Source organism: Granulicatella elegans (genome assembly GCF_020735385.1).
Lineage (GTDB): Bacteria > Bacillota > Bacilli > Lactobacillales > Aerococcaceae > Granulicatella > Granulicatella elegans_B.
This window is the reverse complement of record NZ_CP085953.1, coordinates 44,421-57,408: the sequence shown is the minus strand read 5'-3', so window position 1 is coordinate 57,408 and position 12,988 is coordinate 44,421. Positions and strand designations below refer to the sequence as shown.

The following is a 12,988-nucleotide window of genomic DNA, read 5'->3' as shown; positions in this document are numbered from 1 at the left end:
TGAAAATACGTATAATATCAATAACGTTTAAAGAATATTATTGATTTGAATGCTGTAGGACAAACATACGATTCAGACAAAGGAGGAATAGAATTTGGCTATCGATAAACCATTATTAGAAATCAACAATTTACACGTTGGATTCCGTATTAAAGATGATTTTTATGATGCGGTTGATGGTGTTTCATTATCATTAGAGAAAAATGAAATTTTAGCAATTGTAGGGGAATCTGGATGTGGTAAATCTACATTAGCAACTACAATTATGGGCTTGCATAATAAATTAAACACAAAAATTACAGGGGACATTATTTATAATGATGTAAACTTAGTGAATTTAAATGAAACTTTATATAATAAAATTCGTGGAAATGATATTGGAATGATTTTCCAAGATCCATTGGCTTCATTAAACCCTTTAATGACGATTGGTGCTCAAATTGACGAAGCACTATTATATCATACAGATTTAGATGAAAAACAACGTACAGAACGTGTGTTAGAATTACTTGCACAAGTAGGGATTCCAAATCCACAACGTACATTTAAACAATACCCACATGAATTATCAGGTGGGATGCGTCAACGTGTTGTCATTGCGATTGCATTATCATGTAAACCGCCAATTATTATCGCTGACGAACCAACAACTGCGCTTGACGTAACCATTCAAGCACAAATCTTAGATTTATTAAATGAAATTCAAGAAGAAACACAATCAGGAATTATTTTAATTACGCACGACCTTGGGGTAGTTGCGGAAACTGCTGATCGTGTAGCTGTGATGTATGCTGGACAATTTGTTGAGATTGCTCCTGTAGAGGAATTATTTACAAATCCTAAACATCCATATACTCGTTCATTATTACAATCAATTCCTCAAGCTGGTTCAGAAGGACAAGAATTACACGTGATTGAAGGGACAGTTCCTCCGTTACCAAGCTTACCACGTACAGGATGCCGTTTTGCTCCTCGTATTCCATGGATTTCTGATGAAGAACATGAAGAAAATCCAACATTACACGAAGTTGGTAAAGGACATTTTGTTCGTTGTACATGTTATAAAAATTTCCATTTTGAAGGGGAGGAAGCATAATGGGTTTTGTAAGAATTGAAGATTTAAAAGTTCACTATCCAATTAGAAGTGGCTTCTTTAACCGAGTGACGGATCATGTATATGCTGTTGATGGTGTTACATTGGAAATTGAAGAAGGAAAAACTTATGGACTTGTAGGTGAATCCGGTTCTGGTAAATCAACAATCGGTAAATCAATTATCGGTTTAGAGCAAGTTACAAGTGGTAAAGTATTATATGAAGGCCAAGATGTGACAAATAAAGCACGTCGTCGTACTTCTGATTATAATCGTAATGTACAAATGATTTTCCAAGATTCATTATCAAGTTTTAATCCTAAAAAACGTATTTTAGATATCGTGGCTGAGCCATTACGTAACTTTGACCGTTTATCTCCAGAAGAAGAACGTCGTAAAGTTATTGAATTAATGGAAATTATCGGTTTATCTGAAGAAGCATTATTAAAATATCCTCACCAATTCTCTGGTGGACAACGTCAACGTATTGGAGTAGCTCGTGCATTAGCAAGTAATCCACGTTTAATTATTGCCGATGAACCAGTATCTGCTTTGGACTTATCTGTACAAGCGCAAGTATTAAACTATATGAAACGTATTCAAGATGAATTTAACTTAAGTTATTTATTCATTTCTCATGACCTTGGGGTTGTAAAACACATGTGTGATGAATTATTCATTATGTATCGTGGACGTTTTGTTGAAACAGGAAAAGCAGATGATATTTATGCAAATCCTCAACATATTTATACAAAACGTTTATTATCAGCTATTCCAGTTATTGACCCAGTAAACCGTGAAGCGAACAAACAACGTCGTATTGAAGCTGAGAAATTCTATCAAGAAAATCAAACAATGTACTATGACGAAAATGGTCGTGTATTCGATTTACAACCATTATCAGATTCGCATTTTGTTGCGTTGAATCCGTCAATAAAGGGAGGTAACTAGACTATGTGGAAAACTATATTACGTCGTGTGCTACTAATGGTGCCACAAATCTTAATTTTAAGTTTATTAGCATTCTTAATTGCTAAGATGATGCCAGGGGATCCGTTTACAGGTTTAATTACTCCTGAAACAGATCCAAACACAATTGAAGCTTTACGTGTGAAAGCTGGTTTCTATGATCCATGGTATATCCAATATGTTCGTTGGATGGGGAAAGCATTCCAAGGAGACTTTGGACAAAGTTATACTTATAAATATGCCGTTACTAAATTAATTGGTGAACGTATTGGTAATACAGTATGGTTATCATTATTAACATTAATTTTAACGTATTTAATTGCACTTCCTTTAGGGATGATTGCAGGACGTTATCAAAACTCTTGGGCTGATAAGTTAATCATTGTTTATAACTTCATTACTTATTCGATTCCAACATTCGTATTTGCCTTAATTCTATTATGGTTATTTGGTTATACATTAGGTTGGTTCCCAACTCGTGGTTCGGTTGATTCAGGTGTATCACCAGGTTCAGTTACTTATTTAATGAATCGATTCCACCACTTATTATTACCGGCATTAACAATGGCGATTTTATCAACTACAGGTACAGTTCAATATTTAAGAACTGGGGTAATTGATGCGAAGAGTCAAGACTATGTTCGTACAGCTCGTGCAAAAGGGGTTCCTGAAAAAGTAGTATTTAACCGTCACATTTTCCGTAACTCAATTTTACCTATCGCAGCGTTCTTAGGTTATGAATTCACTGGTTTAATCGGTGGTTCAGTGTTTATTGAAAACATCTTCTCATATCCTGGAATGGGGAACTTATTCGTAAGTTCAATTTCATCTCGTGACTATTCTGTTATTTTAGCGTTGTTATTACTATTTGGTACAGCAACACTATTAGGAACATTATTATCTGATATTATTATGAGTATCGTTGACCCTAGGGTTCGCGTACAATAGAAAAGGAGGAGTAGCAAATGGCGCAAGATAAAAAAGATGTAACAAAAGAAAGCACCGTATCTACCCCACCTACTGGGTTCCAGGTTATTGTGCGTGAATTTTTAAAAGATAGAATTGCTCTTGCAGCATTAATCATCTTAACTTTAATTTTCTTATTTATTTACATTGGTCCGTTCTTCATTGATGAAGCAACTGCCTTGAAAGTAAATATTTTACAACGTTATAAAGCACCGGGTGTGAATGGATATTTATTAGGATCTGATGAAGGTGGTCGTGATGTATTTGCGATGTTAGTTATCGGGGCTCGTAACTCTGTAACAATTGGTTTCACGATTACAATTTTAACGTGTATTATCGGGATTATCGTTGGTTTGATTTCTGGTTACTATGGTAAATGGGTTGATACTACATTAATGCGTATTGTTGATTTCATTATGATTTTACCAACATTAATGATTATCATCGTATTCGTAACAGTTATTCCAAACTATACATTGTTCCACTTTATCTTAATTATGACATTGTTCTACTGGGTTGGTTCAGCTCGTTTATTTAGAACTCGTACGTTGCAAGAAGCTAGTTTAGATTATGTAAATGCGTCTAAGACTTTAGGTTCAAGTGATTTACAAATTATGTTCCGCGAGATTTTACCTAACATTAGTTCGTTAATTATTGTTAACTTAATTTTACGTTTAGCAGGGAATATTGGTATTGAAACTGGTTTAACTTATCTAGGTTTCGGTTTACCGTATACAACTCCTTCTTTAGGAACGTTGATTTCTGCAGCTAAAACGCAAGATATTATTGAAAACAAAATGTGGGTATGGTTACCTGCAACAATTTTAATCTTAGTAATGATGTTATGTATCAACTATATTGGACAAGCGTTCCAACGTGCAGCGGATGCTCGACAACGTCTAGGTTAAAAATATAATTAGACTTCTCTATATAGTAGCAAAGGACGGCAGCAGCCCTGCGGTCTCATGCCTAAACTTTGAGCCTAAGGTCTCAAAGTTTCCTAGTACAAGTAGCCAAAAGCAGCTACTTGTACATATGCTACTATGAGAAGTCCTTTCTATTTTATTGGATGTTTAATGAGGGTACGTAAAGAATTAGATTTCTTCAATAGCAGTATAGGACGCAAGCAGCCTCGCAAAAGCGAGTCTCATTGCTAAACTCTGAGCCTGGGTCTCAGAGTTTCCTATTTGCAGATATTTATGAGGGTACGTAAAAAAATTAGACTTCTCTATATAGTAGCAAAGGACGGCAGCTACTATGAGAAGTCTTTTTTGTTTTGTCTTTTTGGTTGTGTAAAATCGTATTTTTTTGTAAAATAGAATGGCTAATAATTTTAATGGAGGATTTATGAGAGAGAAATTTAAGAAGTATCAACATTTAGTGAAGCCTTATGACATTATTATTGTAATTGCCTTATTTATTTTATCGTTTTTACCAAATGTTATTTTTGCGGTACAACAGATGACGTCTTCGACTGAGGAAGCGAAGATTTATGCTGTTGTTACGATTAATGGTGAAGAAGTGCAACGTTTTGAATTGAAAGAGGATACTCCGAGAGAGGAATTTATTTATTTCCCTAGTGATGAGCAATATAATATTATTGAAGTAGATGGGACTAGAATTAGGGATAAGGAAGATAATAGTCCTGATCAAATTGCAGTTAAGACGGGTTGGATTTCTAGAGTGGGGCAAACGAGTATTTGTTTGCCGCATGGGTTGATGATTGAGATTGTTTCGACGCAGGAACCTACCGAAGAAACGGATACTATTATTCCCCTGTAAACGGAACAGAATTAGACTTCTTTAATAGCAGTATAGGACGCCAGCAAACCTTCGGTTTCATGGCTAAATTTTGAGCCTATGGTCTCAAAATTTCCTAGTAACAGTAGCCACAAGTGTGGCTGCTGTTACGCATACTGCTATAAGAAGTCTATTCTGTTTTAACGGATATTTATGAGAGTGCGAATAAGAATTAGACTTCTCTAAAGTAGTAAGGGACGGCAGCAGTCTCGCAAAAGCGAGTCTCATGGCTTGCTACTATAAGAAGTCTTTTTTGTTTTTTAATAAATCGTTAAAACTTGTGCTATTATTTGTCAGTTAAATTGATTCATGTTACGATAATATTATATCGAAATTAAGGAAATGAGAGAATTTTATGAATGACAATCAACCTTTAGAACCGCAAAAAATTCCTTCTCGTCAGGATAATAGTGAGAAAGAAATTGGTTCAAAAGATAAATGGTATAAAAAAATATGGCATCATCCATGGATTAAAAAAATGAGAGAATTTTGGAAAAAATTTCATGTAACAAAACTATTTTGTACAATATTTTTAACTTTCATTGCTTTCTTTTTAGCCTATTTAGTATATGGGGCAAAGACTGCAGATGTGAGTGGTTTAAGGGCAGGGATGATTCAAGAAACTGTTATTTATGATGCGGAATCAAAAGAAGCAGGTGCTTTAAATATCTCGAAAGCAGAATATGTATCCATAGATAATATTTCTACTTCGATGAAAGATGCTGTTATCTCTACAGAAGATAAACGGTTTTATGATCATAAAGGCTTTGATCCGATTGGGATTGTTCGTGCGTTTGCTGGATTAATTCTTCATCGTGGAAATATTGTTGGTGGGGGTAGTACTTTAACGCAGCAATTAGCAAAAAATGCATTTTTAACATTAGATCAAACATTTTTAAGAAAAGCCAAAGAATTATTTTTAAGTTTTGAAATTGAAAAACATTATACAAAAGATCAAATTTTAGAGATGTATTTGAATAATGCATATTTTGGTAATGGTGCATATGGGATTGAAAATGCTGCTCAACGTTATTTTGGAAAAAGTGCAGCAGATTTATCCATTAGTGAATCAGCAATACTTGCAGGTTCTTTAAAGGCACCAAGTTATTATAATCCTATTGATCATTATGATGCTACTGTAAAAAGACGAGCTACGGTATTACAATTAATGGTGACGAATGGAAAGATTAGTGAGCAAGATGCGAATATTGCTTCGGAATCAGATATTGTTCTTGTAGATAGTTATGTAGCCAATTCAAGATATCGTTATCCTTATTATTTTGATGCAGTAATTAATGAAATTACTCAAAATTATGGGATTAAGGAAGAGGATTTATTTAATAAAGGGTATCGCATTTATACTGGATTAAATCAAAAATTACAAGCAGATATGGAAGAAACATTTGGGAACACACAATTATATCCGGCTTATGATGATGGTACGAAAGCTCAAGCTGCTTCTATTGCGATGGAACCTCAAACGGGAAATGTGTTAGCTGTAGTTGGGGGAAGAATTGATGGAGCAGGGAAGCATACTTTTAGAGGATTTAACCGTGCAACTCAAATGAAAGTTCAACCTGGTTCAACGTTTAAACCTTTAGCTGTCTATACTTTAGCCTTAGAGGAAGGCTATGAACCTAATTCAACCTTAGTAGATGAAAAGCGTTCATATGGGCCGGAAAAATATACTCCTGAAAACTGGAATCATCAAAATAAGGGAACTGTAACAATGACTGAAGCATTAAGTTTAAGTTGGAATGCTCCTGCTGTTTGGTTACTTGATCAATTAGGGTTGAAAAAAGGAATTGAAAAAGTTCATCAATTTGGAATTTCAACGGTTCCAGAGGACGAATATTTAGGAATTGCATTAGGAGGACTAACTAAAGGAGTTTCTCCAATGGAAATGGCATCGGCTTATACAACTTTTGCTAATAAAGGCGTTCGTGCAAAAGGTAGATTTGTCACTAAAATTGTAGATGCAACGGGTGCAGTGATTGTTGATAATACAACTCCTCAAACAAATAAAGTGACGAGTGAAACAGTTGCTGATAAAATGACAAGTATGTTATTAACCGTGTATGCGCCTGGTGGTGGTGGAGCGAATGCTGCGCCAGCAGGTTATACGATTGCAGGGAAAACAGGTACAACAGAAACGGTAAATGGAGAAGCTGGTGCGAGAGATCAGTGGATGATTGGATATACACCGGATATGGTTGTTGCGACTTGGATGGGGTATGATGATTCTGCAAAATATTCTCTTGCTGTATCAAGCACACATGGAGTGGGACCTTTATTCCAATTAGAAATGTATGGATTATTAAGTACCTATCCAAAAAACACACCATTTGGTGTCGCTCCTGCTGTCACTACTGAGAAAAAAGATTCGTCATTAAATGTAGATGAGTTCATTCAAAAAGCGGAGGAAACTGGTAAACAATTATGGTCAAAAGTCCAAGAGTGGACAGGACAATTTTGGAAAAAAATAGGGCAATAAAATTTGTTAGAAAAGTAATAGTAATAAAATGACATTAAACTGTTACATAACTGCTCTATAGTTGACATGAAATTCGTGTATACTAGTTTACGAAGATTGAATAGGGGGGAAAACTATGAAATATAAAAAACTATTTTTTGGTGGTCTTACAGCTTTAATACTTTTTACAGTTAGTACGTATAGTCAGAATACAACAGCCTTTGCTGAAGAAACAGTTGTAAGTGGAACATATGTATCTGATAGTAAAGAAGCGATGATTAATCGTATTAATGAAATTCGTAAAGAAGCTTATGAGGAAGGTTTAGTAGACCGTTATGTACCCATTAAATGGTCAACAGCTTTAGAAAAAATTGCAGAAGTTCGTTCTGCAGAAGCTTCAGTATTATTAGCACATAGTCGTCCGAATGGAGAAAGTAATCCGTTTAGTATTGTAAAAGATAATGTCCGTAGTTATGGTGAAAACTTAGCTTGGAATCGTTCTGGAGTTTTAGAAGGAATTGAGTATTTCTATGGTGAAAAAGCCGCTTATGTAAAATCAAAAGTAAATCACCAACCATTAGAAGTTGGGGAACAAATAGGACATTATTGGAATTTAATTCGTCCTGATTTTACTCATACAGCTTTAGTAGCTTTCCAACAAGATGGAAAAGGAATCATTACTGCACAAGCTTTTACAAATACTGAGTGGTTAAAATCAAATGGATTCGATTCAAATCTTGCTGAAAATTATTTAGGAAGAAATGGTTCTGCTACTGTTAATGTTGAAATGAGTGGAGATACTTCAAAAGTTTCTACTGCAAAAGGAAATTATCGTAGTTTTAGAACAGCTTTTAAAGCTGAAACTTCGAATAAAGTATTAAATGGGTGGGTAAATCGTCATTATTATAAAAATGGTGAAAAAGTGATTTCTCAATGGATTTATGATGCGAATTACTCAAGTTGGTTCTATTTAGATGAAAATGGAGAATACCTTGAAAACACTTGGAAAGGTGACTACTATTTAGAAGCTGGCGGTTATATGGCTAGTGGAGAATGGGTTTATGATTCGAATTATCAAAACTGGTTCTACTTACATGATAATGGAAAATATGCTCGTGATTATTGGAAAGATTCATACTATTTAGGGCAAAATGGTGAATTAGCTCGTGATACATGGATTGGAAGTTACTATGTAGATGCAACTGGTAAATGGAATTCTGAAATGTAATAATATTGAAAGTCAACAAAATTAGAATTTTATCTAATTTTTGTTGACTTTTTTATTTTTTAGTAGTAAACTTCTAATAAAGTTAGATGTTTATCTAATTATATTAGAAAGTGAGTGTGAAGTTTTATGGATATCATATTAAACAATGCGAATTTTAGAAAATTATGGTTTAGCAGTACATTTGCGGGAGCAGCAAGTAATATTATTCAATATGCTTTATCACTCTATGTGTTAGATAAGACGGGTTCTGCAACTGCTTTTGCGAGTATTTTATCGATTATTATTTTTCCACGTTTACTTTTTTCTCCGATTGCAGGAGTTTGGGGCGATCGAGTGAATCGACAAAAAGGGTTGGTTTATACAACGCTGATGACTGTTATTACGTTGGTGATATTTGGACTGGGAACTTATGTAGCAAGTAGTTTATCTTTAGTGGCCATTTATGTTTTGGTCATTATTTTAGAATTAGTAGAAGTTTTTCAATCGGGTCCAATGATGAGTGTTTTGCCGGCAATTGTTGAAGAAAGTCAATTAGCTCTAGCAAATACTTGGATGCAAGTCGATAATGGAATTGTGAATATTATGACACCATTTGTAGCAGCGTTTATTTATTCAACTTTTTCTATTACAGGTTCTTTATTCATTTCAGGGAGTATTTTATTTTTTACAATGATGGGTTATGCGTTTATGAAAATTCCTGAACGTAAAGTTCAACAGCAAATGGATAATGAACAATCTGTTGTCAACAGTTTTTGGGCTGATTTCAAAGAAGGGATTCAAATAGCGTTTGAAATCCCGAATTTAATGATTGTCGTATTGCTAGCTTTATTTATTAATTTTTTAATGTCTCCTATTTTTGGAATTGTCATTACTTACTTTATAAGGGTAACATTACAATTTACCAATGAAGAATTTAGTATGTTTCAATCATTTGTAGCAGTAGTGAGTATGATTTCTCCACTTATTGCGTATCGTTTAATCACAGAGAGTAAAGAACCTGTTCATCTATTATTGAAATATACAGTTGGATTTGTTGTTGGATTATTTGTGGTCATGTGTGGGACAATGGCTCGAGATATTTTTTCAATGAATCAATGGATGGCAATAGCAAGTATACTTGTAGGATTTATCGTAGTTTCTATTTTAGCGACATACATTAATATTCAATTATCTACGATTTCTGAAAAAATCATTCCCGAACAATTTTTAGGAAGAATTGGTACTACATTGGGAATGTTATCTACGATTTCTGTTCCAATTGGACAATTAGTTTTTGGAATTATTTTAGATTATTTTAATGCAACGGTGTGTTTAGTTGTTTCTATTGTGGGATTAGTGGTATTCTTAATAATAGCGAATCGTATGTATCATGATTCTAGTAAGGAGGCGAAAAATGCAATTTAAACAAGAACAAATGGAGTTTGTTAATCAGCTCCTATATCCAATGTTAATATTGAAAAAGGATCGAGATGAAGAACGTCCTTTATCATCTTTAGAAGAGCAATTAGAAGATATAGTGGAAGAAATGAAACAGATGAGTATTCCTTTGGAACCGTATAAAGATAACATTCGTTATTACTATAAGGATGATGTTTTAAGCAATTTTTTTATGAATGTAAAAAATATCCTTCATTATCGTTCTTTTGAGGCGTATGCAGAAGATTTAGAAAAAATAGATGAGGAGGAAATTAAGAAACAATTAATGACCAATATTGTGAAGCAAGATGAAGAGGAAGCGAGTGTCGAAGATAAAGTTACAGAATTATTAGGGAATCAATTTGCATTTTTAGATTTCTTAAAAAATCTGCCGATTGACGATACTTTACGTTGGAATTACTTTACAATAATGTCGCAACCTAAAAAGTTTGTCGAAGATTTTATTACCTTGCATCAAACACTGAAGCCAATATTTGAAAAAGTGTATGCAGAATATTTACCAATTTTAGAAAAATCTTATGAGGAATTTGAAACTACTGTTCAAGAGCACCCAACAATTTTAGTAGAAGCATTTTCAGGGACAAAACTCATCGAGGAAATCGACTGGAAATCGGACGAAATTTCAGTGATTCCAACCTTATTATTATCGGATTTCTTTTTCCAAGATTCTGAAATTTTAATACTAGGGGCAAAATCATTAGAAGTGATTCAACATATAATCCAGACTAAATTGGATAAACAACAAGAACGGATTAATGTTTTCAAAAATTTAGGAGATAAAACAAGGTATCAAATTTTTTGCGAAATCGCAAAGGGTACAAAGAGTGTGAAAGGCATTGCGGAACAATTGGGCATTACTTCTGCTACGGTTTCGTACCATATTAATGAATTACTCTTATCAAATTTAGTCGTTCATGGTTGGAATAAGAAGGATTGTACGCAAGCAATTTATACAGAATTAATTACAGAAGTGATGAATGGATTAATGGAAGATAGTTTTATGACGAATACATTAGAGAATGAAAAATAATATGCTATAATAGCAATACAAAAGAATGTATGGAGGGATACAGATGAGTGATGTAAAATTAGTAAAACGTAGTGAAGTCGATCAATCGATTACTTGGGATATGAGTTTATTATACCCAAGTGATGAAGCGTATCGTACAACATTAAAGGAAACAGAAGCTCAATTAAAGAGCTTTAAAGGAAAATATGAAGATAAACTAGCGGATTTAGAAGTATTAACTGCTGCTACTGAAGAATATGAAGCTTTATATGAAACATTCTACCGTTTATCTCATTACGCAGAATTACCAATGACTGTTGACCGTTTCAATGATACAGTGGTTGAAAATGCGACTTTATTTGAACAATTAGCTAGTGCTTGGGCTTTGAATATGAGTTTCTATGATACTGAAATCGTAGGACTAGAAGAAAGTTTATTACGCCAATTTGTGGCAGAAAAACGTCCAGATTTATCTTACTTTATTGAAAAAATTATTCGTGCCAAAGCTCATACTTTATCAAAAGATGCAGAACAAGTTTTATCAAATATGTCTAGCTTACCAAGTTTCTATCAATTATATGAAGTAACAAAACATGAAGATATGGAATTTGACTCATTTGAAGCTGATGGAAAAACTTATGAAAATAGTTTTGTTTTATATGAAAACTTGCATGAAATGGATAATCATACTGAAATTCGTCGTAATGCAGCGAAAAGTTTCTATAAAACATTAAATCGCTATAAAAATACCGTTGCGAATGAATATATTTCAACGATTAAAAATGAAAAAATGATTGCAACGATGCGTGGATATGATAGCGTTATTGATTACTTATTAGATCAACAAGATGGGGATCGTGAATTATATGATCGTCAAATTCGTACATTAATGACAGATTTGGCACCACATATTCAACGTTATATTCGCTTATTAGCAAGAGAACATAATGTTGCAGACATGCAATTTGCAGACTGTAAAATTAATTTGGATCCTGATTTTGAAGTAGATATGTCCATTGAAGAATCTAGAGACTATTTGAAGAAAGCTCTTGGAATTTTAGGGGAAGATTATAAAGATATGATTGACGAAAGTTACGACAAACGTTGGACGGACTTCCCACAAAATATTGGAAAGAGTACAGGTGGATTCTGTGCGACTGTTCCAAAAGTAGCGAGCTATATTTTATTATCATGGACTGGAAAAATGAATGAAGTATTCGTATTAGCTCATGAATTAGGACATGCCTACCACTTTAAACGTGTTGGGGAAGAGTTAACCATGTTAAATAACGAATGTTCATTATACTTTGTAGAAGCTCCATCAACTTGTAATGAAGTCATTGTATCAAATTATTTATTGAAAAATAGTACAGATGCTCGTTTCAAACGTTGGGTTATCAGTAATATGATTAGCCGTACTTATTTCCATAATATGGTGACTCACTATTTAGAAGCAGTATTCCAAGATCGTATTTACAAGATGGTAGACAATAATGAAATGTTAAATGCAGATGTGTTGTCTAAAGTAAAACGTGAAGTGATGGAAGAGTTCTTCGGTGATAGTCTTGTTGTGAATGAAGGAGCAGAGCTAACTTGGATGCGTCAACCTCACTATTATATGGGATTATATCCATATACTTATTCTGCTGGTTTAACAATTGGTACTGCAATTGCGAATAAGATTGAGGAAGATCCTTCTCAAGCGCAAGTTTGGAAAGATACATTAGCGTTAGGTGGTAGCCTTTCTGCGAAAGACTTAGCACGTCATGCCGGATGTGATGTTTCAACAGAACAACCGCTAAAAGAAGCCATTGCTTATGTAGGAAAATTAGTGGATCAATTATATGAATTGACAGAGGAATTAAAATAAGACTTGTCTGAAGTAGTGTAAAAATAGAAAAGTCATTTCTTTTTTTAATGTGTCATTTTTGAGAGAACGTAAATGAATAAGAGTTTACTAAAATAGTAAAGGACGTATATCCTTATGGCAGAAGCCGACAGAGTGGCTTCTGCC

The 12,988-nt window shown here is 33.9% G+C and carries 10 protein-coding genes; all 10 read left to right on the top strand.

The genetic code is table 11. The features are described from left to right. Nucleotides 1-94 precede the first annotated feature (94 nt). The 10 genes from LK443_RS00280 (at nucleotide 95) to pepF (ending at nucleotide 12,844) form a co-directional block, all read left to right on the top strand. Nucleotides 95-1,096 (top strand): ABC transporter ATP-binding protein, encoded by a 1,002-nt coding sequence (locus tag LK443_RS00280; protein WP_227931673.1) that lies wholly within the window; start codon nucleotides 95-97, stop codon nucleotides 1,094-1,096. Then, nucleotides 1,096-2,043: an ABC transporter ATP-binding protein gene (locus tag LK443_RS00275; RefSeq protein WP_227931672.1), complete on the top strand. Its 948-nt coding sequence runs from the start codon at nucleotides 1,096-1,098 to the stop codon at nucleotides 2,041-2,043. Before LK443_RS00280 ends, LK443_RS00275 begins: the two co-directional genes overlap by 1 nt. Nucleotides 2,044-2,046: 3 nt before the next feature. Then, nucleotides 2,047-3,009 (top strand): oligopeptide ABC transporter permease, encoded by a 963-nt coding sequence (opp4B, locus tag LK443_RS00270; RefSeq protein ID WP_227931671.1) that lies wholly within the window; start codon nucleotides 2,047-2,049, stop codon nucleotides 3,007-3,009. Between the two features lie 17 nt (nucleotides 3,010-3,026). Beyond that, complete coding sequence (locus tag LK443_RS00265) at nucleotides 3,027-3,935, top strand: ABC transporter permease (protein WP_227931670.1); 909 nt, start codon at nucleotides 3,027-3,029, stop codon at nucleotides 3,933-3,935. Nucleotides 3,936-4,374: 439 nt separating this feature from the next. Continuing rightward, a complete protein-coding gene (locus LK443_RS00260; protein ID WP_227931669.1) occupies nucleotides 4,375-4,809 on the top strand; it encodes a NusG domain II-containing protein in 435 nt (144 codons plus the stop codon). Nucleotides 4,810-5,182: 373 nt separating this feature from the next. After that, on the top strand, nucleotides 5,183-7,321 hold the full coding sequence (locus LK443_RS00255) for a transglycosylase domain-containing protein (RefSeq protein WP_227931668.1): 2,139 nt from the start codon (nucleotides 5,183-5,185) through the stop codon (nucleotides 7,319-7,321). 115 nt (nucleotides 7,322-7,436) lie between these two features. Continuing rightward, nucleotides 7,437-8,528: a CAP domain-containing protein gene (locus tag LK443_RS00250; RefSeq protein ID WP_227931667.1), complete on the top strand. Its 1,092-nt coding sequence runs from the start codon at nucleotides 7,437-7,439 to the stop codon at nucleotides 8,526-8,528. Nucleotides 8,529-8,654: 126 nt separating this feature from the next. Next, nucleotides 8,655-9,932: an MFS transporter gene (locus LK443_RS00245; RefSeq protein WP_227931666.1), complete on the top strand. Its 1,278-nt coding sequence runs from the start codon at nucleotides 8,655-8,657 to the stop codon at nucleotides 9,930-9,932. Beyond that, nucleotides 9,922-10,995: an ArsR/SmtB family transcription factor gene (locus LK443_RS00240; protein ID WP_227931665.1), complete on the top strand. Its 1,074-nt coding sequence runs from the start codon at nucleotides 9,922-9,924 to the stop codon at nucleotides 10,993-10,995. Before LK443_RS00245 ends, LK443_RS00240 begins: the two co-directional genes overlap by 11 nt. Before the next feature lie 43 nt (nucleotides 10,996-11,038). Further along, nucleotides 11,039-12,844 carry an oligoendopeptidase F gene (gene pepF / locus LK443_RS00235; RefSeq protein ID WP_227931664.1) on the top strand — a complete coding sequence of 602 codons (1,806 nt, stop codon included), beginning with the start codon at nucleotides 11,039-11,041 and terminating at the stop codon, nucleotides 12,842-12,844. Nucleotides 12,845-12,988: the final 144 nt, after the last annotated feature.